We start from the raw sequence: 26,577 nt of genomic DNA on the forward strand, positions 1-26,577 counted from the left end.
ACGACTCTTTTTGGGATTTCAGGCAGAAAAATTGCTTTCTTGCTGTGTGCAAAATGCAGTCCAGCCTGCTTCATCCAGCGTGGCGATTTTAAGGTCTTCCGCCTTCTTGGCTTTTGAGCCAGCCTTTTCTCCAAGGATGACGAGATCGGTCTTTTTGGAGACGGAGTCAGACACTTTAGCCCCCATGCGTTCGGCCATGGCGCGGGCTTCCTGCCGGGTGAGAGTGTGCAGCGTGCCGGTAAAAACAACCGTCTTGCCCGCCAGAGCTCCGCCGGAGACGGCTTCCTCATCCGTGATGGTTAGAGAGGCCCGCAGGTCGGCCAGAGTTTCAAGATTGTGCGCTTCCTGCATGAAGGCCACCAGATCATCCGCAATAACCGTGCCAATGCCGGTGATGGACCCCAGTTCCAGCCGTTCGTCCGAGCCGATGATGGCCGCCTTGCGCAGTTGCTCCATCCAGTTTTCGTAAGACCCGTAATGCCGGGCCAGCAGGCGGGCATTACTTTCCCCCACACGGCGAATACCCAGAGCATAAATAAAGCGGGAGAGCGGGATGGTGCGGCGGGCTTCAATGGCCTGCATCAGATTGCGGACAGACTGCTCACCCCAGCCATCCCGCTTCATGATGTCTTCTGCATGGTCCTGCAATCGGAAAATATCGCCCGGTGTGTGCAGGAACCCAGCGTCATAAAACTCCCGAATACTGCGGTCGCCCAGTCCGTCAATGTCAAACGCGGTGCGGGAGACAAAGTGGATCAGCCGTTCAACAATCTGCGCCGGGCAGGTCAGGCCGCCAGTGCAGCGGCGCACGGCTTCACCCTCTGGCCGTACAGCCAGAGCGCCGCAGGCCGGGCAGTGGTCAGGGAAATGGAACGGGTCCTGCCGGGGGGGCGCGTCCGGCGCGAGAGGAATGACACACAGGATTTGTGGAATGACATCCCCCGCACGCTGAATCTGCACCTTATCTCCGGGGCGGACATCCTTGCGGGCAATTTCATCTTCATTATGCAAGGTCGCGCGCATGACCAGCACGCCGCCGACATTGACCGGCTCCAGATGTGCAACCGGGGTCAGAGCGCCAGTCCGGCCGACCTGAATTTCAATGGTTTTCAGGGTTGTGACGGCCTGTTCCGCCGGGAACTTCCACGCCACCGCCCAGCGCGGCGCGCGGCCAGCAAAGCCCAGCCGCTCCTGAAGTGTCAGGTTATCAATTTTGTAAACAACGCCATCAATATCATAAGCCAGTGCGGCGCGTTCCTGACCGATTTTGTCAAAAAATGCTTCCGCGCCACTGGCGGCTTCCAGCCGCATAGAGAGCGGATTGACCGGAAAACCCCACGCTTTCAACTGTTCCAGATAGTCCCAATGGCTGAACGTGGTTTTTTCCGAACAGAACCCCATGGAATACGCAAACAGGGAGAGGGGACGCCGGGCTGTCACGCGGGCATCAAGCTGGCGTAGAGACCCTGCGGCGGCATTGCGCGGGTTGGCGAACGGTTTGCGTCCCAGTTCTTCCTGTGCCGCATTGAGGGCCAGAAAATGCTCTTTGGAGAGAAAGACCTCGCCACGAATTTCAATGAGTTCCGGTGCGTGGCCGTGCAGGCGCTCCGGCAGGTCTTTCAACGTGCGCAGGTTGGCGGTGACATCCTCGCCCTCGGTCCCGTCGCCGCGTGTGGTGCCACGAACAAACACGCCGTTTTCATACGTCAAGCTGATGGAGAGCCCATCAATCTTGGGCTCCGCAACAAAAGCCAGCTTTGCGGTCTCTTCCTCATTCAGGCCCAGAAAGCGTGTGGCGCGGCCGATAAAGGCTTCAAACTCAGCCTGATCAAACACGTTATCCAGCGACAGCATGGGCACCAGATGCCGGTGTTTGCCAAATGCACTGTCCGGCGCGGCCCCGACTGTGCGGGCCGCACTGTCCGCAGGTTCTGCCTCCGGGTGCAGGGCGAGAAGGGTATCGTAGCGTTTGCGGAGTGCGTCATACGCCGCATCACTCACCTCCGGGGCATCCTCCGTATAGTAGGCGGTATTGTAACGGCCAATGAGGTCTGCAAGGCGGGCCAGTTCGGCGCGAGCCTGTTCGGGGTTCAGGGAAGTGAGGTCGGGGAGATCAGTCATTTTCACGTTTCAGTAGGCTGGCGGCGGCCGCGCGGGCGGCATCGGTAATCACATCCCCGGCCAGCATGCGGGCAATTTCTTCCTGTCGTTCTGACTGGCTGAGGGGGGCTGCATGGGTGGCAGTCTGCCCGTCACGCACAATTTTGCCAATGCGCAAATGGGCGTCCGCACTGGCGGCAACCTGTGGACTATGCGTTACAGCCAGAACCTGCACGGTCTTGGCCAGACGGTGCAGCCGCTCCCCAATGGCGGCGGCGGTCGCACCGCCAACACCAGCATCAATTTCATCAAAAACCAGCGTGCCGATGCCAGACTGGCCAGCCAGCACCAGCTTTAAGGCGAGCATTAGGCGGGAAAGTTCACCGCCCGAGGCGACTTTGGCCAACGGGCCGGGGGGCTGGCCGGGGTTGGCCGCAATCAGGAATGTCACCTGCTCCATACCATGCCGGCTCCAGCTTTCCGGCGGGAGCGGCTCAATCTTGGCGAAGAAACGCGCCCTTTCCAGTTTGATGGGCTTGAGTTCTCGGGTAACGGCCTGCTCCATTTTGCGAGAGGCTTTGTCCCGCGCGGCGGAAAGCCCGGTGGCGGCCTGTTCATACTGGGTCAGCGCGTCTTTCACAGCTTGCTCCAGCGCGTCAAGCTGTGTGGCTCCCGTCTCCAGCGCGACCAGACGGGCGGAGAGGTCTGCCAATAGGGCGGGGAGACTATCGACCGTAACATCATGCTTTCGGGCGGCGGCCCGCAGCGTAAACAGGCGTTCTTCAATCTCTTCCAGTAGGCGCGGGTTGGCTTCAGAATCGTCTGCCAGACGAGAGAGAAGCGTTTCTGCCTCGGCCAGAGCGTTCTCCGCACTTTCCAGCGCGTTGAGAGCCTCGTTCGTGCGGATTTCCAGTGGGTCGGCGGCTGTCTGTTCGGCCGAGGGGGCAGGGAGCAGGCGTTGCAGGGCGCGGCTGGCCCCCCGGAGTGCTGCTGCCGGCCCGCTGTTGCGCCTATCTCTGGGCGTGAGTTCGGCAAGGGCGGCAGTAATAGCCTCGCCTCGGCGTTCGGACTGTTGCAGGCTGTGGCGTTGGAGCGCTAGTTGCTCTTCCTCATCTGCCTGCGGGTTAAGGGTCGTCAGTTCCTCAACCGTGTGCCGCAGCCAGTCCTCTTCCCGCGCGGCGTCCTGCAAACTTTTGCGGGCGGCTTCCAGATCTCGCCGCAGGGTCTGCCAACGGTCAAACGCGCAGGAAACATCCCGCAACAGCGCAGTGGGGACACCGTAAGCATCCAGAAGACCGCGATGGGTGCTGGAATCCGCCAGCCCCATCTGCTCATGCTGACCCTGAATTTCTACCAAAGAAACTGCCACCCGGCGCATCAGCGTGATGCCGACCGGCTGGTCGTTGATCCATGCACGGGATCGGCCCTCTGCGGAGACAATGCGGCGCAGCATGAGAGGCTCACCCGTTTCCGCCGGAATGCCCTGTTCTTTCAGGAGGTCATAGGCTGCGTGGTTCTGGGGAATGTCGAAACTGGCTGTCACGCGGGCTTCTTCCGCCCCGGCGCGGACCAGTCCGGCATTGGCGCGTTCGCCCAGAGCCAGCCCGAGGCTGTCCAGCAGGATGGATTTACCTGCCCCGGTTTCACCCGTCAGGGCCGTAAAACCGGCGTGCAGAGAAAGATCTAGTGCTTCAATCAGCACGACGTCCCTGATGGAAAGGTTTGTCAGCATGATGATGTCCGGTCCGAAAGACTGTTCACTATACGTTCTTGTGTCTTGTAGCTGCCCTCTGCTGCTTTGTCTGCCCATAAAACAACAAACCCACGCGGAAGCGTGGGCTTCGGCGTGGGTCTGGTTTTTGCGTCATGCCGCTGGGTTTATCGTAGCACAGGAGCCTGATCGACCTGCGGCTCAATCCGTTGTTTTTTAACAGGTTGAACTGGAGCCGTTTTAATATCCACCGGCTGCGGCTTGCCGGAGCGTGACATGGCCGCGGGAGCCGGAGCAGTGCCAGAAGCCGTTGGCGGCTGGGTGGTGGCAGCAGGCGTGTTCTGGGCCGTAATAACCTTGCCGGGAACAGGGAAGTTGCTGCTGAGCAGCTTGTAGCGTTTCAGATTATTATAAGCGTACCGGTACCATTTGCTGCCCGGATAGTTATAGCCCAGCACAATCGCGGATTTGCGGGCCTGCTCTGTCAGGCCGAGGTCCAGATAGACTTCAACCATACGCTCCAGTGCTTCGGGCACATGGTTGGTTGTCTGGAAATCCTGAATCACGCGCTGATAGCGGTTGATGGCGCCTTCGTAATTTCGTTCCTGCTGGTAGTAACGGCCAACCAGCATTTCCTTACCAGCCAGATGGTCGCGGCACAGGTCAATTTTTAGCTGGGCATCCCGTGCATACTGGGACTGTGGGAAGCGGGTGATGACTTCTTCCAGCGCATCCATAGCTTCCACCGTGCCCTGCTGGTCACGCTGTACATCCGCAATCTGCTCATAAAAACACAGAGCGCGCAGGTAATAGGCGTAAGCGGCGTCAGCACTGGTGGGATGCAGGCCGATAAAGCGGTTCAACTGCTGCACGGCTTCCGGGTATTTGCCTTTTAGATAATAGGCATACCCTTCCATTAACTGGGCGTTCGCGATGTAGCCGGAGTAGGGATAGTTCTGTTGCAGAACCTCGAATTCTGCGGCCGCCAGCGTGTAACGCTGGGTCCGCAGAGCATCAATCCCGTTATTATAGAGGGTTTCCGGAGACGCGAGTTTAGGAGCTGGAGCGGGAGTCCCTCCGCCAAACAGGCCGCACCCGGACAGGCCTAAAAGCAGACCAGCGGATGCCAGACGGCGAATGCGGCAGCGAACGGAGAAAGAATTAATGAGGCTCACAGACATTCCGGCTCTTCAAATTGAACTTGTCTTATAGCACGCATGGCGCTCAAGAAAAGAGAATGAAGACGCCCTTTGTATTTTGGCAGTCGTCATCTCATGCGGCGGCGAGGGAAAAGCCCTCATGGGCAGGGACATAGCGCCACGCTGTGGGGTCTGCAAACAGCGCGCGTAGCACCTTGTTATTCAGGCAATGGCCTGAACGATAGCCTGTAAACCGTGCGCGCAGCGGGGCACCTGCCAGATAAAGATCTCCTACCGCATCCATCACCTTATGGCGGATAAATTCATCAGGGCAACGCAGGCCGGACGGGTTGAGAATCTGGTCTCCATCCACGACAATCGCGTTATCGAGCGAGCCACCGCGCGCCAGCCCGGCCTTGTGCAGAGCCTCAATTTCCTGCCGTAGCGTGAAGGTTCTGTTACGCGCCAGATCCTGCCGGAAGGTGGAGGGGGTGAGTTCCGTGGCAAAAGTCTGCTTGCCAATGGCTTCCGCCGGGAAATCAATACTCAGGTCCAGATGCAGGTTGCGGACTGGGGCCGGTCTGAGTTCAACAAAAGCCCCGTCCTGCTCAACCCGCACGGACCGCAGGACATCAATCCGGTGCCTGACCGCGTCCTGCGGCACGCGCCCGGCGCAGTCCATCAGGAACACGAAGTCCGCCGCAGAGCCGTCAAACACAGGAATTTCCGGGCCATCGACCAGCACCAGCACGTTATCAATCCCGCAGCCGTTGAGGGCGGCCATCAGGTGCTCAACGGTAGCAATCCGGTTGGCAGGATTTGCAGCCTCGCCCAGCACAGTGCTGAGGCGCGTATCCATCACATAATCGAATCGGGCCGGGAGAAAGGCCGCGTTCAGGTCCGAGCGTTTGAAGATGATACCGTGCCCGACAGGAGCGGGCTGGAGGGTAAGCGTAATACGCGCCCCGGTATGCAGGCCGATGCCAACGGAGGAAATGGCATGGTGCAGAGTATGCTGGACGGCAGGCTGCTCTGTTACAGAGGGCTGGGCGGAGCGGAAAACGGGTTCCAGCGTAGCGGAGCGACTCTTCGGTTCCATAAGCAGATTGTCCATGGCTCTGGCTTCTTTCCTGCGCGGTTTAAAAGACGTGCAGGGTAACGCTAAAGCCCGCCTTCTGTTCTGGCGAGTCAATCATTATTGCCGTCTATTACATAAAAAACCGCGCTACTCACGAGGAGCAGCGCGGCAGAAAACTGCGCTTTACTTACTGGCGGCGCAGGAAGGTCGGAATTTCAAGGCCAGTATCATCCGTATCAGCCGGGCGCACGCTCGGGCTATGCTGGGGAGCAGGGCTCACGACAGGGCGCTGCGGCTCCATAGCCGGTTCACTCCGCTGCTCCTCTCCCGCACCACGGCGGAACGCACCCGTCACGCGGCCAAACAGGCTGCGTGAAGACGGCTGGCCGGATTCTGGCAGATACGGGGAGCGTGGGGCTTCCGTAAACAGACCAGCCCGCGGAGAGGCTGCCGGGCGCTGCGGCTGGGCAGGAGCCTGTGCCGCAGGAGCGGAGTTGATCTGGCCGGGAACACTATGCGCGGGCGGCGGAGACATATGCTGCCCCCCCATCTGCGGCTGATAAGCCTGCGGTGCCGGAGCGGCCGGGCGAGGCTGTTGCATGCCCGTATCCATGCGCGGTGCGACAGGCTGCTGCATGGGGGCGGTCGGCTGAGAGGCTCCCGTCATGACGGACGGACCTGTGCCGGTCGCAACAGCCTGCTGTTCAGCCTGTTCTTCGTTTTCCACAGGTACCAGATGCAGGCGGTCATGAGCCTGTGTGCCGATATCAATTCCGGTTGCTACGACGGACACGCGGATCTTGCCGTTCATGTTTTCATCAATAATGGAGCCGAAGATCATGTTCGCATCTTCCGCAACTTCGCGGCGGATACGGTTACAGGCTTCGTCCACTTCAAAGAACGTCATGTCTTCACCACCGGTCACGTTGACCAGCAGACCCTGCGCGCCGGACATGCAGGTATCTTCCAGCAGCGGGTTGGCAATGGCGGCCTCGGCGGCTTCAACCGCACGGTTTTCACCTTCGGCTTCACCCGTGCCCATCATGGCTTTGCCCATTTCCGCCATGACGCTGCGGATATCGGCGAAGTCGAGATTGATGTAGCCGGGAGCCATCATCAGATCGGTCACGCCGCGCACGCCCATGTAGAGAACATGGTCAGCCATCTTGTAGGCTTCACGCAGAGTTGTGCGTTCACTGGCGACGCGGAACAGGTTCTGGTTGGGGATGACAATCAGCGTATCAACATACTGCTGAAGTTCCTTGATGCCTTCTTCCGCAATGCGGGCGCGGCGTTTGCCTTCGTAATCAAACGGCTTGCTGACCACGCCAACCGTCAGAATATTCCGCTCACGCGCCATGCGGGCAATAACCGGAGCAGCCCCGGTGCCCGTGCCGCCGCCCATGCCGGTGGTGATGAACACCATATGGCACCCATCCAGATACCGGGCCAGTTCATCAGCCGCTTCTTCCGCAGCACCCCGGCCTACTTCCGGTTTCGCGCCAGCACCCAGACCGTGGGTCAGGTGCGGGCCAAGCTGCACGCGGCGGTCCGCGCGGCTTTTGGCAAGGCTCTGGGCATCCGTGTTGGCAACGACAAACTCAACACCCTGAAGGCTGGACGCAATCATGTTGTCCACTGCGTTCGTACCGCCGCCCCCAACGCCGAAAACTGTAATTCTCGGTGAAAAATCTGCGTGTGTCTGAGGTGGAACGGTCAGGTTCAGTGTCATGTGGCTCTCCCGGGCAGTCTTGGCAAACTAACGAAGTCTTCGGAAGGATGCTAGATCGAAGTTATCAATATTTCTCTAAGTATATCAGACTCTGCCGCGAATAAAAGCGACTAGTCTTTGTAAAGTGCCAGAAGGCGGGGCTTCGCGGAATTCAACATCCCCAAATGGACGCTCCGCGCTGGCGGCCCAAGACAGCAGACCGGCCGCTGTCGCAAAACCCGCAGCCGCAGCAGTATTTTCCGGAAGTCCCAGAATATGCTTTGGCCGACCAAGGCGGACTGAGCGTGTAAAAGCAGGCCCTCCGCTGCGCCCTTTAGTGGCGGATGCGCCAAGAATACGTTCCGCCAGCGGGCGCATGCCGTCTAGCAGGGAGGCACCGCCTGTCAGCACGATGCGGCCACTGGCGGCATTGCCCAGCCCCGCACCATCCAGTTTTTCACGCACCAGTTCCAGAGTTTCTTCCATACGTGGGCGGATGATACGGCCAAGCTGTGCACGTGAAATCTGTTCAAAATGAGGAACATCATTGCCCAGAAGCTCAACAGTCAGAATTTCATCTTCCACATCGGACGAGAGATCAGCGCTTCCGTAAACTGTCTTGAGCCGCTCGGCATTTTCCAGAGAAGTGCTGAGTCCGCGCGCGATGTCGCGCGTCACATGCAGTCCGCCAACGCTGATTTGTGCCGTGTGCAAAATCTGGCCTTCCCCGAATACGGCGAGTGAGGTTGTGCCACCGCCCATTTCTACAACGGTTGTGCCAAGTTCCCGTTCATCCGCATCCAGCACGGACAGGCCGGAGGCAAGCGGGGAGGAAACCAGTGCTTCCACTTTCAATTCCGCGCGGCTGAGCACGGTTTCAAGGTTCAGCAACGCCGTCGAGGCAGCATCAATAATATGCAGTCGGGCCTTCAGGGTCTCGCACAAATGGCCGCGCGGGTCGGCCACGCCTTCCGTATCATCCACGGTAAAATCAATCGGCAGGGTGTGCACTACATCGCGCCCGTCCACGGTGGCCTGCACGCGTCCTTCCGTGACAACCCGGCGAATATCGGCTTCCGTCACCACGCGCCCGCCGACCGGCCAGCGCACATTGAACAAGCGGCTAGCCGGATGCCCGCAGGAGAGATTGACCACCACGCGGTCAATCGTCCGTTCCGCCATGAGTTCGGCCTGTCCGACCGTCGCGCGGATGGCGGCTTCCGCCGCTTGCAGGTCGGTAATCGCTCCGTTCCGGATACCGGCGGAGCGACGCCACCCGCAGCCAATCACCTTTAAGTTGCCATTGGGCTCGCCTTTACCAATCAGGCACGTGATTTTGGTGGAGCCAATATCCAGCACCGCGGAATAGCCGTTACGCCACGCGCGCGGGCGTTTGTTGGTCTCGGTGGGGGGGAGCGGGAGAATGGTGTCATCCCCGCTCATCCGCAGACTGGACGAGGCGGATACTGTTCCGGCTTTTTTGCGTAAGCGGGACTGAGCATCGGAACTGAGCGAAAAGGACGGGCGCGCGCGGTTGATCATGCGGGACTTCCCTGACGGCCAGCGGGCGGAGTGCTGCCGGATTGTGATGGAGGCTGTTGCGGGGCGTGGCCGCCGGGAGCACCCCCGGGAACATTGGCGGGGGCAGCATTCGTGCCGGACTGCGGTGCCGGGTCGGGTTGCGGTGGACGTTCCCGAATGGTCAGGCGGTCGGGCAGGCGCATATCAATCAGCACCACCGGGCGGTCGAGCAGATGCGTGGTGGCGTCCAGCTTGGCGAGGCGGTGAATAGCCGGAATTTCCTCGCCTTCGGGCAGTAGAACCGTAGCGCCATTCCGCAGCGTCAGATTCCAGCGACGGCTGCTGACCCGCACGGCGGCAATCACATGGTCCCGCACGGTGGGTTCCTGCCCTAGTGCGTCAATCAGCGCGGCAGCGGCGTCATTCGCGCCATCCCCCACCACCAGCGGCAGTTTGGTAAAGGCTTCGGCGTCCTTGCCCGTCATGCCCTGATCCGGCACGCGCTTGCCCTGCTTGTCGATCAGTTCAAAATGGCCCTGATGTTGCCAGACAGCAAAGGGCGGACGCTCGGTAATGGTGACAGTAATTTCCCCGGAAAGATGCCGCTCAACCGTGACATGGTCCACAAAGGGGAGGGCGTTCAGCCGGTCCCGCGCCTCGGAGACACTGAAATTCAGCACCGGGTCCCCTACGGAGACGCCAAGCGCCTTGTGGATAGCGGAGTCACTGGTCAGTTGCGCGCCCTGCACCTGAATTTTTGTGATACGCAAGGGTGCTGAACTCAGAACTTTGTCGCGCAGCGGGGCCAGACGCTCCTGCGCGCCGGGTTGCTGGAGATACAGATACCCTCCTCCTCCTAATGCCGCCAGAAACAGCACGCCAAACAGGGGGCGGACCAGCCGTTTCTGCCGCCGGGCAAACAACCCGAAGCGTGACGGACGATCAGACGGGGAGGAGGGGACTCTCATTGGCGGCAGGTTGCCTGATCAACCAGCCAGCCGCACAACTCCGGGTAGCTGATGCCGCAATAGGCGGCCTGTTCGGGCAGCAGGGAGGTGGCCGTCATGCCGGGTTGAGTATTGACCTCAAGCAGAATGAGCCGCGCCGGACCGGGGCCGGTATCATCCAGCCGGAAATCTGAACGAGACGCGCCAGAGCAGCCAAGAGCCTGATGCGCGGCCACGGCCACGGCGCAGGCTTCTTTGCTGACGACGTCATCAATCAGTGCTGGCAGCACATGGCTGGAGCCGCCGCTGGTATATTTGGCGTCATAATTATAAAAATCATGCCCGGCACCGGGGGTGGGCGTGATGTCCGTGACCGTTAGGGCGCGGTCTCCCAGAACCCCAACCGTAATTTCCTTGCCGGGGATAAAATCTTCCACCAGCGCATGCGGGCCGTAGCACCAGTTTTTTACAATTTCCTGCCGCGTGTTGGAGCCGGGCCGGACAATGGAGACACCGACGGACGAGCCTTCGCTCACAGGTTTGACAACATATGGGGCCGGTAGCGGGTCTGCTTTGGCCAGTTCTTCAATGGCAATCACCCGGCCTTCCGCCACTGGCAGACCGGCGGCGAGAAAAACGGCGCGGGCGGCGGCTTTATCCATGGCAGTGGCGGAGGCCCGCACGCCGGAGTGGGTGTACGGAAGACCCATCCAGTCCAGAACGCCCTGAATACAGCCATCTTCTCCAAACCGTCCGTGCAGGGCGTTGAACACGACGTCAGGTTTCTGCTCGGTCAGGCTTGTTACCAGTGCGGCCAGATCTGCTCCGGCATCCAGTGGTGTCACGGTATGGCCGAGGCTGCGCAGAGCCTCCACAGCCCCCTTGCCGGACGAGAGGCTGACATCCCGCTCGGAAGACATACCACCCATCAGAACGGTAATCCGTTTTGTGCTGCTCATGCGGAGGGTCCTTCTGCCTTGCCGATGCGTTTGATTTCCCAATGGAGCTGAACCCCGGAGTGCTGGGCCACACGCTGCCGCACGTCATCACCCAGACCTTCAAGGTCGGCAGCACTGGCCTGACCGAGGTTGATCAGGAAGTTGCAGTGTTTTTCGCTGACCTGCGCATCCCCGCGCGTCAGGCCACGGCATCCGGCGGCGTCAATCAGCTCCCACGCCTTGCGCGGGGAAATATCCGCGTCGGGGTTACGGAAAGTGGAGCCGCCGGTTCTGGCGCGTACGGGCTGCGAGAGTTCCCGCGCTGCGCGGACCTGAGCAATGCGGGCGGCAATATCCGCTTGCTTGTCCGGCGTGCCACGCAGGCGGGCACGGATGACAAGCGCGCCTTCCGGCAGGCCGGAGCGGCGATAGCCAAAGTTCAGCGCGCCAGCATCCAACCGTATCAGGCTGCCATCCCGCGTGATGATGTCCGCCCAGTCCAGCACGGTGGCGATGTCAGACCCGTAGGCACCGGCGTTCATCCGCACCGCTCCGCCGATGGAGCCGGGGATACCCGCCAGAAATTCCAGCCCGGCCAGTCCCGCCTGTGCGGCGTATTCAGCCACCGTCGCATCCAGACAGGCGCTGCCGACCACCAGCCCGTCTTCTTCCACCGTAATGTCAGAGAAGCCACGTGCCAGACGGATCACAATGCCGTCCAACCCGCCATCCCGGATAATCACGTTCGAGCAGGCTCCGAGTGCCGTCACCGGCAGTTCGGGGGAAAGCCGCTGCATGACAGCGGCAAGGTCTTCCGCATCCGCAGGCTGATACATCCATTCCGCGGCACCGCCCACGCGGAACCATGTGCGTGGGCCAAGTGGGGCCTGCGGTGTCAGGCGGCCACGGGTTTCCGCAAAGGCCTGCTGCACCAGATCCGTCATGGACGTGGAAGACAGGCTCATGCCGCGCGCCCGCCATCGGCCGCGTTCAGGGCGGCAAGCTGTTCCGGCAATGCCTGCGCCCAGTTGGTAATGGTGCCTGCGCCAAGGCAGACCACATAGTCACCCGGTTTGGCGATGGCGTTGATCATTTCCGCCAGATGGTCCGGGCTGGAAAGCGGCACCACGGAGCGATGGCCGCGTTCACGCAGGCCTTCAATCAGTTTGTCACGGCTCACATCCGGGTCGGGCTGTTCCCCTGCGGCGTAGATATCCGACACAATGACGGTATCCGCATCATTCATGCAGGTGCAGAAGTCCGAGAACAGCATTTTCAGGCGCGAATAACGGTGCGGCTGCATGACGGCAATCACCTTGTTCGCCCCGGCCTGCCGCGCGGCTTTCAGCACAGCGGCAATTTCTACCGGGTGATGACCGTAATCATCAATGACCGTTACGCCGTTATATTCGCCCGTGCGTGTGAAGCGACGCTTGACGCCACGGAAGGCGGCCAGACCGGAGCGGATAACGTCATCACTGATATCCATCTCCGTTGCCACGGCAATGGCGGCCAGCGCGTTCTGCACGTTGTGGGCACCCAGCATGGGCAGGCGGAACGGGCCAGCCTTGCGGGTGTGGCGGGTGGAGCGGTCTGTCAGCGTGACTTCAAACGTCGCGCCCATCTTGTCGGTAATCAGTTTTTCAGCTCGCACGTCCGCCTGCGGGGAGAACCCGTAGGTGACAATCCGGTGGTCTGACATACGCGGGATCATCTGCTGCACGGCGGGATGGTCTATGCACAGCACGGCAAAGCCGTAAAACGGTACGTTGGAGACAAACTGGTCATACGCCGCTTCCATGGCCTCGGCGGAACCCCAGTGGTCCAGATGTTCCGGGTCCATGTTGGTCACGACGGAAATCACGGAGGGCAGACGCAGGAAGGAGCCGTCGCTCTCATCCGCTTCCGCCACCATCCAGTCGCCTTTGCCCATGCGCGTGTTGGTGCCGTAGGCTTCAATAATCCCGCCGTTGATCACGGTCGGGTCCAGCTTTGCTGCTTCCAGCACGGCGGCAATCAGGCTGGTGGTGGTGGTTTTGCCGTGTGTGCCGCCAACGGCCACGGACCAGCGCAGGCGCATGAGTTCCGCCAGCATTTCCGCGCGGCGCACCACCGGAATCAGGCGGCTGCGGGCTGCCATGACTTCCGGGTTGTCCCGGCTGACAGCGGTGGAGATCACAACAACCTGAGCCGCGCCCAGATTTTCCGCCGCATGGCCGATGGTAATGGGAATACCCGCAGCGCGCAGCCGTTTGACATTAGCGCTTTCCGCAATGTCTGACCCCTGAACGGAATAGCCCAACATGGACAGAACCTCGGCAATGCCAGACATGCCGATGCCACCAATCCCGACAAAATGAATGGTTCCGATGGAAAGGGGCAGGGCTCTCATGCGTTGGATTCCGTCTGGCTGGGGGGCGTCGGATAGGCGGGCGATGGGGAAAGGTGCAAGCATTCTTCTACAATATCGGCCAGTCGGGTGGCGGCATCCGGGCGGGCGAGTGAGGCTGCGGCGGCCGCTGCGCGCGCCAGCTCTTCCGGGGCCGTAAGGAGGTCATTCAGGCGGTCTGCCAGTGCCACGGCGGTAAAGTCGGGCTGGCGGATCATCCAGCCTGCACCGGCGGTGGTGATGGCATCGGCGTTTTCGGTCTGCTCATCGCTCGCGGCAATGGGCAGGGGCACCAGAATGGAGGGGCGGCCAGCGGTGGTGATTTCCGCAACGGAAGAGCCACCAGCCCGGCCAATGACGAGATGCGCGCTCTGCAACAGGGCGGGCACATCATGCAGGAAAGGCTCCACGCGGGCGGTAATGCCCATATCGGCATAGGCCTTGCGCGTGGCTTCAAGATCATCCTGCCGTGCCTGCTGCGTGACATGCAGGCGGGCGCGCAGGGCTTCCGGCAGTTTGCCAAGGGCCGCGGGCACCACTTTTGCAAAGACACTGGCCCCGAGGGACCCGCCCCAGACCAGCAGATTGATGGTCTGGTCCGGCATGGTCCAGCCTTCACCTGCCAGAGCGGCAATGGCGGGGCGGACGGGCATGCCGGTAAAGGCCGTGCGGGCGCCGATCGGCAGTTTGGCGACGGAGGGGAAAGAGGTGGCAATCACATCCGCAAAGCGGGAGAGCACGGCGTTGGCCTTGCCCAGCACGGCATTGCCTTCATGAATAATCAGGGCGGGATGTTTGCGGCCCAGCAGGCGCGCACCCAACAGCGGCGGCACGGAGGGGTAGCCGCCAAAACCCACCACGGCGTCCGGCTGTATGCTGCGCAGGATGGAACGCGCCTTCCAAGCGCTGCTCAGCAGGGTGAGGCCAGATTTGAACGCTCGCAGCGGTCCGCGCCCGGCCACACCAGCCCCCGGCAGAACATATTGCGGCCCGCGTGAAAAAACGCCTGTCGCGCGGGCACCGGCCCGGGCGTCTGTCATCAGCACCAGCCGGTGGCCGCGTTCTGCCAGAGCATCGGCTAGTGCTTCAGCCGGAAAGAAATGTCCGCCGGTGCCGCCTGCGGCAATGACGATAGTGCGTTGGGTCATACAGGCCGCCATTGTCTGAGAGTGGTCATGAAGCCTCCTTTACCCGACGACCGCTCACCCGGCTGGTGCCGTGTAAGTGCCAGAACCATGCCCATGGCCAGTGCGACGGACATGGCGGAGGACCCGCCATAGGAAATGAAAGGCAGCGTCATGCCCTTGGTGGGGATGAGATGCAAGGAGGACGCCATATTCACAAAAGCCTGAAGGCCGAAACCTGTCACCAGCCCGGTGGTGGAAATGACGATGAACGGATCATCCTCCCGGATCAGCCGGAGCAGGGTGCGGACCACAATCACGCCAAACACGCAGATGATGAGCATGCAGACAATCAGACCATATTCTTCCCCCGCCACGGCGAACACAAAGTCCGCATGAGCATCGGGCAGCAAGTCTTTCACCCGGCCCTCGCCGGGGCCACGGCCAGTCAGACCGCCATTGCCGAAGGCGCGCAGGGCGGTATCAATCTGGTAATGGTCGCCCACATTAGGGTGCATAAAGCGCTCCACGCGGGAGCGCACATGCGGGAAGAGGAAGAATGCGGCAATGCCCGCGCCAATCATGATGGCAACGCCCAGCCCGACCAGAATGAGGTTCAGCCCATCCACAAAAAGCTGGGTCATGAAAACGGTGGTGATAACCGTGAGCATCCCGATATCCGGCTGGGACTTCAGCAGCATCAGAATGACGCCAAACAGCGCGAATGCCAGAAGCATCCCCGGAAAATAACGGGTGACGCGGCGTTTGGTGAGCAGCCAACCAGTGACCACCGCAAAGCAAGGCTTGAGAAACTCAGACGGCTGGAGGGACATCAGCGGCAGGGCAATCCACCGGCGTGCGCCCTTGATTTCAATCCCATGCACCAGCGTGAGCGCGGTAGCACCCAGCATCAGCGCGCCACCGACAAGAGAAAGCCTGAGCACAGTCTTGCGGGAGAGCATGGAGACACTCACCACAATAAATCCCGCAATACTGAGGAACATCACCTGTTTGAAAATGAACATATTGCGGGAAGCGCCAATACGCACCGCAACAGCCGGGCTTGCGGCCAGCATCAGGATATACCCGAAGCCGATCAGAATGAACGCGCAGACCAGCGTGGTGCGGTCCACATTGCGCCACCAGCGCCCAAACAGGGAGTCATCAAGGCGGGAGCCTGCCATCAGTCGGCCTTTCCTGTTCCGGTTTGTGGCTGGTCCGTAACCGCGCGGACGCATTCCAGAAAACGCACTCCGCGGGCTTCAAACCCGGAAAACTGGTCAAAACTGGCGCAAGCGGGGGAGAGCAGCACCACAGGGGTGTCCGTGCTTCGGGCGGCCGCATACGCTGCAGGAACAGCTGCTTCCAGCGTGCCGGACAGCGTGGAGGGAACCCCATGCGCTGCCAGTGTTTCGGCCAGTTGTGCTGCGTCTCGCCCGATCAGGAACGCATGTACAATGCGCGGAAAATACGGCGTGAGCGAGGCAATGCCTCCCTCTTTTGCCATGCCGCCTGCAATCCAGATCAGGCGGTCATAACAGCCCAATGCTCGGGCGGCGGCATCGGCATTGGTGGCTTTGCTGTCATCAATAAAGGCTACGCCATTCTGTTCGGCCACCAACTTCTGCCGGTGGGGCAGGCCGGGGAAGGAGAGAAGGGCTGCTGCCAGTTGTGCGTCAGACACGCCCAGAAAGCGCGCCATGGCACAGGCCGCGGCAGCGTTTTCCGCATTGTGGCTACCGGGCAGAGCCGGGCCGAGGCGCGCGAGGCGCTCACCAGCCCGCCAGATGGCGTTATCCTGACCGTAAAGATCACTGTCCGGGTTGGTGCCGGAGATGGTCAGGCATTGCGCGGGGCCAGATTTAAGCGTTCTGGCAATGGCGCGGCAATAATCATCATCCACGCCAATTACGGCCAGATCCTGCGCGGTCTGCCCGGTAAAGACGCGGGTTTTGGCGCGGGCATAGCCGTCCATGCCAGCATGGCGGTCCAGATGGTCCGGGGTCAGGTTCAGCAGGCAGGCCGCGTCAAAACGCAGCGTGTCCAGCCGTTCCAGCATGTAGGACGACATTTCCAGCACATACACGCCGTTGTCCGGCAGCAAAGGCAGGGCAAGAGCGGCCGGACCAAGATTGCCGCCCGCCGCAACAGGCACCCCGGCTTCGGCCAGAATGTGCGCCAGCAGAGTGGTGGTGGTGGATTTGCCGTTGGTGCCGGTAATGCCCGCAAACCGTGCTTTGCTGCCTGATTTGCGCACGGCGCGATACAGTAGTTCCGCATCGGACAGGATCGGCACCCCTGCTTCCTGCGCCATGAGAGCAACGGGATGCGGTTTGGGCAGGACATGCGGGATACCGGGGGAAAGAACGAGACCATCCGCGCCAGCAAGGCTTTCAATGGGGGCGCAGGTAATCCGGGCCGCTGCGTCCTGCGGTAGCCCAGTTATAGCTTTGGCGAGCGCTGCACGGGCAGCCTCGCCATCATCCCACGCCTGAACGGTCGCCCCGCTTTGTGCGAGGGCGCAGACAGCGGGCAGGCCGTTCCGGCCCAGACCCAGCACAGCAAAATGCTGGCCGGTAAAAAGGGTGGGGGGAAAGGCGCTCATCGCAGTTTCAGCGTGGCGAGGCCACACATCCCCAGAATGACGGAAACAATCCAGAAACGGATAACGATTTTAGGCTCAGCCCAGCCCTTTTTTTCAAAATGATGATGGATGGGGGCCATAAGGAACACCCGTCGCTTGGTGCGCTTGTACCAGAACACCTGAATAACCACGGACAGCGTTTCCACCACAAACAGACCGCCCACAATGCACAGAACCAGCTCGTGCTTGATGGCAACCGCCATGGCTCCCAACGCGCCGCCGAGAGACAGGGAGCCAGTATCCCCCATGAAGACGGACGCCGGAGGGGCATTGAACCACAGGAACCCAAGGCCCGCCCCAACCAGAGCCGCGCAGAAAACCGCCAGTTCCCCCGTGCCGGGCACGGCATGAACCTGTAGATAATCCGCAAAAACATGGTTGCCGACAACATAAGAGAGGATGGCAAACACCAGGGCCGCAATCACCACCGGGACAATGGCCAGTCCGTCCAGCCCGTCGGTAAAGTTCACGGCGTTGCCGAAGCCGGTAATGGTGAGCATGGCGAAGATGGGATACGCAAACCCGAGCGGAAGCAGCAGGTCTTTCACAAAGGGAAAGGCGAGCTGATTGGTCAGGTCATCCGGCATCAGGGTTTGCAGGAACCAGCCGCACAGCAGGGAGGCGGAGAATTCACACCCCAACCGCATCCGCTTGGAGACGCCATCCGTATTGCGGCGGGCCAGTTTGCGGTAATCATCCGCAAAGCCCACAGCGCCAAACGCCAGCGTGGTGAGCATGACGGCCCAGACAAACCCGTTTTCAAGGTCACCCCACAGCAGCGTGGAGCCGAACAGCGCGATCAGGATCAGCACACCACCCATGGTTGGCGTGCCGGCTTTTTCCAGCAGGTGCCGTTCTGGCCCAAGGGCGCGGATGGGCTGCCCACCGCGCTGGATGCGGCGCAGCATGGCAATGAGCGGTCGGCCCAGCAGCAGGCTGATGGCGAGTGCCGTAAAGCAGGCAGCCCCGGCCCGGAACGTAATGTAGCGGAACAGGTTAAGCAGCGGGATATGTGCGTCTGTCAGCGGGTGGGAGACCAGAAAATAAAGCATCAGGCGGGCTCCACGGTGTTCAGGCTGTTCAGCGCCGTAATGATGTCCCGCATGCGGCTCCCCAGACTGCCTTTGACCAGAATGGCGTCCCCCTTGCGCAGGGCCGCGCAAACCAGAGGAGCCAGAGTGGCGGCGTCTTGCGCCCAAGCGCCCTGTGCCGATTTGGGCAGGGCATCAAAAAGGGATTTCATATGGGGTCCGCAACAGAAAACAAGGTCGGCACCATCGGCGGCGGGCTGGGCCAGTGCCTGATGCTCAGAGGTGGAAAAATCGCCCAGTTCACGCATATCGCCCAGAACGGCAATGCGGCGTGTGACTGGAAGGTGATGGAGAACATCCAGTGCCGCACGGATGGAGGCGGAGGAGGCATTATAGCTTTCATCCAGCAGGGTTACGCTCCCGCCAGCAATCTGCGCTAGTGCGCCGCGCCCCTTCCCGGGGCGGAAGTTGGCAAGAGCCTGCGCGGCCTTGCCGAGATCACCCCCCAGAGCGGCACACACGGCCAGCGCCGCCAGAGCGTTGCGGGCCAGATGGGTGCCGGGGGCGTGAAGCGTGACGGGCACGGAGCGGCTGCCCGCATGGGCGGTAAACTCGCTGCCACCTTCAATGGCTTTCAGGCCGGACAGATGCACAAAGCTGTCACGCTTCAGGCCGGTGTGCCATAGGGTCGCGTTAGCCTGCCGGGCGGCGGCGGCAAAAAAGGACTGGCCGTGCGCATCATCCGGCACAATGGCTACGCCGCCTGTGGGGAGTGCGGTAATCAGTTCCGCTTTTTCCTGCGCAATGGCGTCCACGCTGCCCATATAGCCCAGATGGGCGGAGCCAATGGTGGTGATAACGGCAATGTCCGGGCGCACCATGCTGGCCAGCGGCAGGATTTCCCCCGGATGGTTCATGCCGATTTCACTGACACAGAAGGCCGCATCACGCGGTAGGCGGGCCAGCGTGAGGGGCACACCCCAGTGGTTATTGTAGGAAGCCTCCGCCGCATGGGTGGCCCCGAGCGCACCGAGGCACAGCCGCAGCATTTCCTTGGTGGTGGTTTTGCCCACGCTGCCGGTTACAGCCACCATCTTGCCGGTAAAACGCGCCCGTGCGGCGCGGGCCAGCGCCTGCAAGGCCGCCATGGTATCTTCCACCACCAGCAGGCGCGGGTCCGTGTTGCTGGTGGTGTCATGCACCAGAACCGCCGCAGCCCCTTTGTCCAGCGCCATGGCGATGTGCGCGTGGCCGTCACTGTTATCGCCTTTCAGGGCGACAAACAGATCACCGGGTGCGAGTGTCCGGGTATCAATGGAAATGCCGGTGACAACCGGGGTGCATGGGCCAGCGAATGTGCCGCCCGTGGCGGCTTCCAGTTCATCGCGCGTCCAGAGTGCCGTCATGCCCGGTCTGCCTGTTTTGAGGAACTATGCGTCGGGGCACCGGCGAGTTCGCGCAGCACGGCGGCATCATCAAACGGATGGACTTCCGTGCCGATAATCTGGCCCTGCTCATGGCCTTTCCCGGCGACAACCAGCACATCATCCGGGCCAAGCAGGGTCAGGGCTTCGGCAATGGCCTGCCTACGCCCGCCAATTTCCAGCGCATCCGGGGCACCTGTGCGCACTTCCGCGCGGATGGCCGCGGCGTTTTCCGTCCGGGGGTTGTCATCCGTGATGATGGCGATGTCCGCCCCGCGTGCGGCTTCCTGCGCCATGAGCGGGCGTTTGCCCCGGTCTCGGTCACCGCCCGCACCAAAGACCACAACCAGCTTGCCGTGCGCATGGGGGCGCAGAGAGGCCAGCAGGCGGGCGAGGGCGTCCGGCGTGTGGGCATAGTCCACATAAGCACTGGCGCCGTTGGGCAGAACGACCGCGCGTTCCATCCGCCCGCGCACACCTTGTAACTGCGGCAGCAGCGCAATCATCGCGGGGAGGGCAGCGTCATCCGGCGCAGCAAGGGCGGCGGCGAGCAAGGCGTTATCGATCTGGAAACGGCCCGGCAGTGCGAGAGAGACTGTCTGGCGTTGGCCACAGACCTCTAGTTCCAGCTCTTGCCCGGAGGGCAGCGGCGTGTGGCGCAGCAGGCGTAAAGTGGTGCCGTTTTCTCCCGTCAGCCGCAGCTTGAGCCCACGACAGGACGCAATGGCGCGCAGGTCTGCCAGCGTCTGTGCATCCATATCCGCATTGGCAACGGCCAGCCCACCTTCGGGCAGCACGGTTTCAAACAGTTTCAGCTTGGCGACGCGGTAGGCTTCTAGAGTGCCGTGATAGTCCAGATGGTCGCGCGTCAGGTTGGTAAACCCGGCAGCGGACAGATGCAGCCCATCCAGCCGCCCCTGTTCCAATCCGTGGGAAGAGGCTTCCAGCGCAACATGCTCAACACCGGCCTGAGCAAGGGCCGCCAGCCCATTGGCCAGCGCTACCGGGTCCGGCGTGGTGAGGGAGGGCATGGTAATGCCAGTCTCGTTTACGCCCGTCAGACCGAGTGTGCCTACGCCCGCAGCTTTCAACCCTTGCAACGCCCAGAGCTGGCGGAGGAAATCCGTCGTGCTGGTTTTGCCGTTGGTGCCGGTAATGGCCACAAGGCAGTCCGGCTGACGCCCGGCAAGAGCCGTTGCCAGAACAGCCAGCACATGACGTGGGTTTTCCGCAAGCACTAGCGGGCAGGGCGGAACATCCGCAGGCCAGACGGTGCCGGTCGGGGCCAGCACAGCGGCGGTGCCGTTCTGCACGGCGGCGGGAATAAAGGCCCGGCCGTCACTTTTGGTGCCGGGCAGCGCCACAAACAGCGTGCCGGGTTTAACAGCACGACTGTCCGCTGTGATGGCGGTAATGGCAGGATCATCCTGCGGGCCTGTTGCGGCAAACCCGACGGGCTGGAGAAGGGTGGAAAGGCGTGTGGTCATTCGTCCATCACCTCCTGAGCCTGTTTTTTCAGAGCAGCTTTTCTGTCTGCCAGTTCTTTGCGTTCCGCAGCCTTGGCCGCGCGGTGCTCGGCTTCCGCCTTGCGCGGGTCTCCGGGGTCATTCCCCGGACCAAGTGGGCGCACACCACGAGGCACAGCCGGGTGCATGGGCAGCGTCATGCTGGCGTCAATCTGTGCGGCATGGGCCGTATCAGGGAAGATTTGCAGCATTGGCCCGATGCGCGAGACAATTTTGGAAACCGTAGGCGCGGCGTTCCAGCCAGCCGTGGTCCAGCCGTGCGTCTGCGGTGTGGGTTTGGGGCTGTCCAGCATGACATACACGGCGTAACGCGGTGCGTTCATCGGGAAAATACCTGTAAACGCCGAGATATTGACGTGTTTCAGGTAGCCACCGTGCGGGCCAATTTTTTCCGCCGTGCCAGTCTTGCCGCCCACAAAATAGCCGGGAGATTCCGCGGTGCGTCCCGTGCCGCTGGTAACGTCCAGACGCAGCAGGCGGCGCAGTAGTGCCGAGTTTTTCTCAGAAATAACGCGCCGCCCCTGTGGGGTAGCAAGGTCGTCCTCGCTTGTGCTGGTCTGCGGGGGCGTCGTCTCGGTTTCCGCCTGTTCCAGTGCTGTAGTCTGCATGCCTTGGGAAAGGGGTGTCGCCTGCGTGGGGGCGGAAGAAGCGTCTTCTTTTTCCAGCAGTGTCGGCGTGACGAGAATGCCGCCATTTACCGTCGCTGCGGTGCCGCGCACAATGGACAGCGGTGGCTCTGCCATACCGTGCCCAAACCCGACCGTCATGGTTGTGGAAATCCCCCACTGATGTGGCACCAGCGGGCGGGCAGCTTCCGGCAACTCAATGGGGACAGGCGCAAAAAAGCCCAGATCACGGAACCATTGCGCCTGCCGCGTTGCGCCAACATCCAGCGCGATATGTGCGGCGGCGGGGTTCGAGGAGAATGCCATAACTTCTGGCAGGCTCATCCATGGTGCAAAATGGTCGCTCTTCATGTCTGAGATAGTGAAGCGGCCAATGTGGATGGGAATGGAAGAAAAGCGGTCCCAGATATGGATGGTTCCTGTTTCCAACCCCATAGCCGCCGTTTGCAGCTTGAAGGTAGACCCCGGTTCATACAGGCCGGTCACGGCGCGGTTGAAGCGGGCGTCGTTCGTGGCGTGGGAAAACTCGTTCGCGTCATAGTCCGGCAGGCTGACCATCGCGATGACTTCACCCGTCCGCACATCCATTACAATGGCGCAGGCGCCAATGGCCTGAAAGGTCGTCATGGCGGTTGCCAGTTCATCCCGCACAACGGACTGAACGCGCACATCTAGAGAGAGGCGGAGCGGGCGGTGGTCGCTCATCAGGCGTTTGTCAAAATACCGCTCAACGCCTGCTACGCCGTGGTCATCAATATCCACCGTGCCCATAATCTGCGCGGCCATGTGGCCAAGGGGGTAATGGCGACGCTCTCCGGGTTCAAAATAAATCCCCGGAATACCCATGCTGTTAATAGCCAGTTCCTGCTGCGGCGTAATATTACGGGCGATATACACAAACTGTTTGGGCAGGGAGAGCTTACGGGTGGTGTCTTCCTCGTTCAGGTCTTTCAGAACGGTTTTGAGTTTTTTGGTGACATCCTGTGGGTCAATCAGTTCCTGCGGGTTCGCGTAAACCTGCGCCACAGGCAGAGAGAGGGCTAGGGTCTGCCCGTTGCGGTCCATAATAGAGGCCCGGTGTACCTGCGGGAGAGAGAAATCTCCCGCCAGACTGCCTTTGGGGTCGATTTTGGGAATTTCGGGAACCTGCGACGCGATTTGCCGCTTTTCCGGGGCCATGGGGTGCAGAACTGTCGCGACCGATAGCTTGATGGCAACAACAGTAAAAAGTAGGCAAAATCCGCCTGCAACCCCAAGTAATCTGACATGCATTTGCTCCCGATGGGCACGCGCACGAAGATCCTCACCCGTTACGCGCACAGTGCGCGTAACGGGGGGCGGCGTATCATAATCGTGCGGCGGAACGGCCATATCGGATTGAAGTCACCTTGTTGTCTGGGGAAATCAGTTGGTCATGGGCACCGGGGCTGGCAGCGCATCATCCCCGTGGCTCAGCAGAGAGCCGCCACTGTAGGAGGACGTTGCCCGGGCTTCAACATATCCAGCGGAAGGCGTTGCGGCCCGATGCTGCCGGGTTGCATGCCAGCTTGCCACAGTAACCGGCAGCGGATGCCGAACCTGAGAGTCTGCCTCGCTGTCCGCGACACTGGGGCGGGGTGTTGCCGCCGCAACGCGTGTGGGGGCCGGAGCGCTCTGGCGATGCACAGGCTGAGAACTCTCTGCCGCGCTGGCAACCGTCACCGGCGTACGTATTACGGGCTGGCTGCTGCGGGGTGCTTCAGCCATCTGGGGGGCAACATGGCGCGGGGTAACAGGCCGAGCAGCGGGAACCGGCGCGCTGAGTTGCGCCATCCGCATTGCAACATCGTCCGTATCATCCGCAGTCGGACGCGATGCCCGTTCATGATGCACAACCGCACGGATAGCAGGGGCCGGGCGGGCTGGTGCGTCTTCCGCAACAGTCATGACAGCATGAGGCGCTGGGGCTGAGCTATCATCCGTCGCATGATCCCGATGCGGGAGGAGTGCGGGCCGCGCGGGTTTGCTATCGGCAACAGCAATAACGTCCGGATGCGCTACCGCCACAGGTGCGGCTGGCAGAGCGGAGGCCAGCGTAGCAGCCGTCATGCCTGCGCGTGGGTCTTCAACCGGGCCTTTGACGGTCGGGGCAGGCAGGCGGGCCGCCAGATCCGTCATGCGCACAAACTGCGCCGGGTCCATGGTGTGGAGACCCACCAGATGATGTTCCGCCAGACGGGTCAGCCTTTCCGGCTGGTTTTCCAAAGCCCATTCCGTGCGCAGCATGGCTGTCTGCGCGCGGACACGCTCCGTGTCAGACACGATTTTGGAAATCTGCTGGTCCAGCAGCGTGGTCTGATGCTTCTTCGTATAAAGGAAAAATCCCGAGGCTATGGCCAGAACGGCGCAGCAGCAGGTAAAGGGCCGGGGGATCATGGGATCAATCCTTTGCCGAAGGAGGAAATATCGGTCTTGCGTTTTTCCACAGCGCGGAGGCGGGCGCTGCGGGCACGCGGGTTGGCGACGCATTCTGCGTCACCCGGACGAAGGGGCCTCCCGGTGAGCGCGATAAAGGCGGGTTCATCCCCCTTCGTCAATGCCGCACGCGGATCATAACGTGAAAAACTTATCGTTTTGCCGGTTGCAGTCCCCATCACCCGCTTGGCGATGCGGTCTTCCAGAGAATGGAAGGAGACAACAACCAGTCGTCCACCGGGGGCGAGCAGATCAAGCGCCTGCGTCAGGCCGCGCTCTATTTCCCCCAGCTCATCATTCACGGCAATGCGCAGCCCCTGAAAAGAGCGGGTTGCAGCATCAATCCCGGAACGGTCCGCGGGCACCACGCGGCGGATCAATCCGGCAAGCTGCGCAGTTGTTTCAAAAGGCGTTTCCACACGGTCGGCCACAATGGCGCGGGCCACGCGGCGGGCGTGGCGCTCTTCCCCATAAAAATGGAAAATATCCGCAAGTTCGCTTTCCGGCGCGGTATTGACGATATCCGCAGCGGAGCGACCACTTTTTGCCATCCGCATATCCAGCGGGCCATCCATGCGGAAGGAAAAGCCGCGTTCGGCTTCATCCAACTGGAAAGAGGACACGCCGAGGTCCAGCACAATGCCATCAAACGCCGGAGCGTGGGCGGCCTGTGTCAACTCTGTCATACTGCCAAACCCACCATGCAGCATGTGCAGGCGCGGCTGACCGGCTGGGGAGGTGAAGCCTGCCGCCATGGCCTGCCCACGCGCAATGGCGTCCGGGTCACGGTCGATGCCCCATACGGTGCAGTCAGCACTTTTCAGAATGGCGGATGTGTAACCACCACCGCCGAACGTGCAGTCGAGAATGGCCTCGCCGTCAGCCGGTTTCAGCGTGTCCAGCACTTCCGCCAGCATCACCGGGACATGGCCCGGATTTGGTGTGTGGGAGAGTGGCAGGGGTGAGGCGGAAGCAGTCAGAGCGTTCATGCAGCCCCTCCGTCCTGTCCATCCCGTGCGGCGGGAATGCTGATGCGGCGCGAGCGCTGACGGGCTTCCTCACGGCGCTGGCGCGCAGCGTTTGGTTCCCAGATCTGAAAAGTGCGACCTACGCCCATGAACGCAACCGCTGCACTTTCCGTAATCCCTGCGTGTTCACGAAGGAAATCGGGAATGATGATGCGGCCTTCACGGTCCGGGTCGAGCGGGTAGGCATCCGCATACAAGGCTGCGGCGAGGTCATCATGGTCTTCAGAAAACATGTCCAGCCGATCCAGCGGCTGGGTGAGGTGAGAGAACGCTCCCGCGGGCCATGCTTCAATGCAGGGCATTGTATGGGAGGGTCGCAGGATCACCAGTGAATCGCCTTCCGTATGCTGCGCCTTCAGAACAGTGCGGAATCCGGCAGGAATCGAAACGCGACCTTTCGCGTCGAACCGATTCTCATGCGTGCCGAGAAACACACTCACGTAAGACGATGTCCTTCTGATTCAGACCTTTCCGTTCGCAGAACAGCGGGGAACGGAGCCACCTTCACCACTTTCATGGTGTGTTATGGGATAGCATGGGATTTTATGGGACGCAAATGAAAAAGGCAGAAAAAACAGCAGAAAACCGCCATTTGTAAAGTAGTTCTGAAAAACTGTTCTGGCACATGAAAGCAATGATGAAATAGAGATAAATAACACTTTGCCACATCATGTTCTTCAAATGTTCTGAATATATGCGCAAATATCGGCTTTAAGCCGTTCAATGCGGGTGCAAATGGGGCAGAAACAGAAAATGCCAGACGGTCTGTAAGCCGGGTTCTGTCCAGCTCCGAAGAGCCTAGACGGTCATTCGTCTGGGACACGCCTCGCGGCATGCCTCACGCAACCAACCCGAGCGGCGGGGCGGGAGAACCCCTGAAATCCTCGCGGATTTCCGCCGCTCCTATTCGGTCTTGCTCCCGGTGGGGTTTACCATGCCCCCTCTGTTGCCAGAGGAGCGGTGCGCTCTTACCGCACCGTTTCACCCTTACCTTCAGCTTTGTCCCATGGTTTCCCACGGAGCATCGCCCGGAAGGCGGTTTGTTTTCTGTGGCACTTTCCCTAAGGTCACCCTCGCCAGCTGTTAGCTGGCACCGTTCTCCCGTGGAGCCCGGACTTTCCTCCCTCCTGCATAAAATGCAGAACAGCGACCGTCCGACCGTCTGGCGGCGCCACCCTGCGTCGGG

At 61.2% G+C, this 26,577-nt stretch carries 20 protein-coding genes and 1 other RNA gene; all 21 read right to left on the minus strand.

Features of this window, described 5'->3' with window-relative positions; genetic code table 11:
* Window positions 1-18 precede the first annotated feature (18 nt).
* Complete coding sequence (ligA, locus tag AD949_RS07025; RefSeq protein ID WP_048835358.1) at window positions 19-2,121, minus strand: NAD-dependent DNA ligase LigA; 2,103 nt, start codon at window positions 2,119-2,121, stop codon at window positions 19-21.
* Complete coding sequence (gene recN, locus AD949_RS07030; RefSeq protein ID WP_048835357.1) at window positions 2,114-3,832, minus strand: DNA repair protein RecN; 1,719 nt, start codon at window positions 3,830-3,832, stop codon at window positions 2,114-2,116. The genes ligA and recN overlap by 8 nt, the downstream gene beginning before the upstream one ends.
* 146 nt (window positions 3,833-3,978) lie before the next feature.
* The gene (locus tag AD949_RS07035) at window positions 3,979-4,992 is read right to left on the minus strand and encodes an outer membrane protein assembly factor BamD (RefSeq protein WP_048835356.1); all 1,014 of its coding nucleotides are present in this window, start codon (window positions 4,990-4,992) and stop codon (window positions 3,979-3,981) included.
* A gap of 91 nt (window positions 4,993-5,083) precedes the next feature.
* Entirely contained in the window at window positions 5,084-6,064 is a 981-nt protein-coding gene (lpxC, locus tag AD949_RS07040) for a UDP-3-O-acyl-N-acetylglucosamine deacetylase (protein WP_048835355.1), read from the minus strand.
* A 151-nt stretch (window positions 6,065-6,215) separates the two neighbouring features.
* The gene (gene ftsZ, locus AD949_RS07045) at window positions 6,216-7,760 is read right to left on the minus strand and encodes a cell division protein FtsZ (protein ID WP_048835354.1); all 1,545 of its coding nucleotides are present in this window, start codon (window positions 7,758-7,760) and stop codon (window positions 6,216-6,218) included.
* A gap of 84 nt (window positions 7,761-7,844) precedes the next feature.
* Window positions 7,845-9,281, minus strand: a complete 1,437-nt coding sequence (ftsA, locus tag AD949_RS07050) for a cell division protein FtsA (protein WP_048835353.1) — start codon at window positions 9,279-9,281, stop codon at window positions 7,845-7,847.
* Complete coding sequence (locus AD949_RS07055) at window positions 9,278-10,228, minus strand: cell division protein FtsQ/DivIB (RefSeq protein ID WP_048835352.1); 951 nt, start codon at window positions 10,226-10,228, stop codon at window positions 9,278-9,280. The genes ftsA and AD949_RS07055 overlap by 4 nt, the downstream gene beginning before the upstream one ends.
* The gene (locus AD949_RS07060; protein WP_048835351.1) at window positions 10,225-11,166 is read right to left on the minus strand and encodes a D-alanine--D-alanine ligase; all 942 of its coding nucleotides are present in this window, start codon (window positions 11,164-11,166) and stop codon (window positions 10,225-10,227) included. The genes AD949_RS07055 and AD949_RS07060 overlap by 4 nt, the downstream gene beginning before the upstream one ends.
* On the minus strand, window positions 11,163-12,110 hold the full coding sequence (gene murB, locus AD949_RS07065; protein ID WP_048835350.1) for a UDP-N-acetylmuramate dehydrogenase: 948 nt from the start codon (window positions 12,108-12,110) through the stop codon (window positions 11,163-11,165). The genes AD949_RS07060 and murB overlap by 4 nt, the downstream gene beginning before the upstream one ends.
* The gene (murC, locus tag AD949_RS07070; RefSeq protein WP_048835349.1) at window positions 12,107-13,537 is read right to left on the minus strand and encodes a UDP-N-acetylmuramate--L-alanine ligase; all 1,431 of its coding nucleotides are present in this window, start codon (window positions 13,535-13,537) and stop codon (window positions 12,107-12,109) included. Before murC ends, murB begins: the two co-directional genes overlap by 4 nt.
* A complete protein-coding gene (gene murG / locus AD949_RS07075; protein WP_048835580.1) occupies window positions 13,534-14,682 on the minus strand; it encodes an undecaprenyldiphospho-muramoylpentapeptide beta-N-acetylglucosaminyltransferase in 1,149 nt (382 codons plus the stop codon). The genes murC and murG overlap by 4 nt, the downstream gene beginning before the upstream one ends.
* Window positions 14,679-15,842 carry an FtsW/RodA/SpoVE family cell cycle protein gene (locus tag AD949_RS07080; protein ID WP_048835348.1) on the minus strand — a complete coding sequence of 388 codons (1,164 nt, stop codon included), beginning with the start codon at window positions 15,840-15,842 and terminating at the stop codon, window positions 14,679-14,681. The genes murG and AD949_RS07080 overlap by 4 nt, the downstream gene beginning before the upstream one ends.
* Entirely contained in the window at window positions 15,842-17,263 is a 1,422-nt protein-coding gene (gene murD, locus AD949_RS07085; RefSeq protein ID WP_048835347.1) for a UDP-N-acetylmuramoyl-L-alanine--D-glutamate ligase, read from the minus strand. The genes AD949_RS07080 and murD overlap by 1 nt, the downstream gene beginning before the upstream one ends.
* Window positions 17,260-18,354: a phospho-N-acetylmuramoyl-pentapeptide-transferase gene (gene mraY, locus AD949_RS07090; RefSeq protein ID WP_048835346.1), complete on the minus strand. Its 1,095-nt coding sequence runs from the start codon at window positions 18,352-18,354 to the stop codon at window positions 17,260-17,262. Before mraY ends, murD begins: the two co-directional genes overlap by 4 nt.
* The gene (locus AD949_RS07095) at window positions 18,354-19,739 is read right to left on the minus strand and encodes a UDP-N-acetylmuramoyl-tripeptide--D-alanyl-D-alanine ligase (protein ID WP_048835345.1); all 1,386 of its coding nucleotides are present in this window, start codon (window positions 19,737-19,739) and stop codon (window positions 18,354-18,356) included. The genes mraY and AD949_RS07095 overlap by 1 nt, the downstream gene beginning before the upstream one ends.
* Window positions 19,736-21,244, minus strand: coding sequence for a UDP-N-acetylmuramoyl-L-alanyl-D-glutamate--2,6-diaminopimelate ligase (locus AD949_RS07100; protein ID WP_048835344.1), 1,509 nt, complete (start codon window positions 21,242-21,244; stop codon window positions 19,736-19,738). Before AD949_RS07100 ends, AD949_RS07095 begins: the two co-directional genes overlap by 4 nt.
* Entirely contained in the window at window positions 21,241-23,280 is a 2,040-nt protein-coding gene (locus AD949_RS07105) for a peptidoglycan D,D-transpeptidase FtsI family protein (protein WP_048835343.1), read from the minus strand. Before AD949_RS07105 ends, AD949_RS07100 begins: the two co-directional genes overlap by 4 nt.
* 33 nt (window positions 23,281-23,313) lie before the next feature.
* Complete coding sequence (gene ftsL / locus AD949_RS07110) at window positions 23,314-24,324, minus strand: cell division protein FtsL (RefSeq protein WP_048835342.1); 1,011 nt, start codon at window positions 24,322-24,324, stop codon at window positions 23,314-23,316.
* The gene (gene rsmH, locus AD949_RS07115; protein WP_048835341.1) at window positions 24,321-25,352 is read right to left on the minus strand and encodes a 16S rRNA (cytosine(1402)-N(4))-methyltransferase RsmH; all 1,032 of its coding nucleotides are present in this window, start codon (window positions 25,350-25,352) and stop codon (window positions 24,321-24,323) included. The genes ftsL and rsmH overlap by 4 nt, the downstream gene beginning before the upstream one ends.
* Window positions 25,349-25,831 (minus strand): division/cell wall cluster transcriptional repressor MraZ, encoded by a 483-nt coding sequence (mraZ, locus tag AD949_RS07120; protein ID WP_048835340.1) that lies wholly within the window; start codon window positions 25,829-25,831, stop codon window positions 25,349-25,351. The genes rsmH and mraZ overlap by 4 nt, the downstream gene beginning before the upstream one ends.
* 312 nt (window positions 25,832-26,143) lie before the next feature.
* Window positions 26,144-26,557: RNase P RNA component class A (gene rnpB, locus AD949_RS07125), an RNA gene on the minus strand.
* Window positions 26,558-26,577 lie beyond the last annotated feature (20 nt).

This window comes from Acetobacter orleanensis (genome assembly GCF_001581005.1).
GTDB classification, from domain to species: domain Bacteria; phylum Pseudomonadota; class Alphaproteobacteria; order Acetobacterales; family Acetobacteraceae; genus Acetobacter; species Acetobacter orleanensis.

Excerpts from the sequence above, each read along its gene's own strand:
- murB (WP_048835350.1), bottom strand. The coding sequence starts at position 12,110 with ATGAGCCTGTCTTCCACGTCCATGACGGATCTGGTGCAGCAGGCCTTT.
- recN (WP_048835357.1), bottom strand. The coding sequence starts at position 3,832 with ATGCTGACAAACCTTTCCATCAGGGACGTCGTGCTGATTGAAGCACTA.
- murC (WP_048835349.1), bottom strand. The coding sequence starts at position 13,537 with ATGAGAGCCCTGCCCCTTTCCATCGGAACCATTCATTTTGTCGGGATT.
- rsmH (WP_048835341.1), bottom strand. The coding sequence starts at position 25,352 with ATGAACGCTCTGACTGCTTCCGCCTCACCCCTGCCACTCTCCCACACA.
- AD949_RS07095 (WP_048835345.1), bottom strand. The coding sequence starts at position 19,739 with ATGACGGCACTCTGGACGCGCGATGAACTGGAAGCCGCCACGGGCGGC.
- ftsA (WP_048835353.1), bottom strand. The coding sequence starts at position 9,281 with ATGATCAACCGCGCGCGCCCGTCCTTTTCGCTCAGTTCCGATGCTCAG.
- AD949_RS07060 (WP_048835351.1), bottom strand. The coding sequence starts at position 11,166 with ATGAGCAGCACAAAACGGATTACCGTTCTGATGGGTGGTATGTCTTCC.
- AD949_RS07105 (WP_048835343.1), bottom strand. The coding sequence starts at position 23,280 with ATGGCCGTTCCGCCGCACGATTATGATACGCCGCCCCCCGTTACGCGC.
- ftsL (WP_048835342.1), bottom strand. The coding sequence starts at position 24,324 with ATGATCCCCCGGCCCTTTACCTGCTGCTGCGCCGTTCTGGCCATAGCC.
- AD949_RS07055 (WP_048835352.1), bottom strand. The coding sequence starts at position 10,228 with ATGAGAGTCCCCTCCTCCCCGTCTGATCGTCCGTCACGCTTCGGGTTG.
- lpxC (WP_048835355.1), bottom strand. The coding sequence starts at position 6,064 with ATGGACAATCTGCTTATGGAACCGAAGAGTCGCTCCGCTACGCTGGAA.
- ligA (WP_048835358.1), bottom strand. The coding sequence starts at position 2,121 with ATGACTGATCTCCCCGACCTCACTTCCCTGAACCCCGAACAGGCTCGC.
- AD949_RS07080 (WP_048835348.1), bottom strand. The coding sequence starts at position 15,842 with ATGGCAGGCTCCCGCCTTGATGACTCCCTGTTTGGGCGCTGGTGGCGC.
- ftsZ (WP_048835354.1), bottom strand. The coding sequence starts at position 7,760 with ATGACACTGAACCTGACCGTTCCACCTCAGACACACGCAGATTTTTCA.
- murD (WP_048835347.1), bottom strand. The coding sequence starts at position 17,263 with ATGAGCGCCTTTCCCCCCACCCTTTTTACCGGCCAGCATTTTGCTGTG.
- mraY (WP_048835346.1), bottom strand. The coding sequence starts at position 18,354 with ATGCTTTATTTTCTGGTCTCCCACCCGCTGACAGACGCACATATCCCG.
- AD949_RS07035 (WP_048835356.1), bottom strand. The coding sequence starts at position 4,992 with ATGTCTGTGAGCCTCATTAATTCTTTCTCCGTTCGCTGCCGCATTCGC.
- murG (WP_048835580.1), bottom strand. The coding sequence starts at position 14,682 with ATGACCCAACGCACTATCGTCATTGCCGCAGGCGGCACCGGCGGACAT.
- AD949_RS07100 (WP_048835344.1), bottom strand. The coding sequence starts at position 21,244 with ATGACCACACGCCTTTCCACCCTTCTCCAGCCCGTCGGGTTTGCCGCA.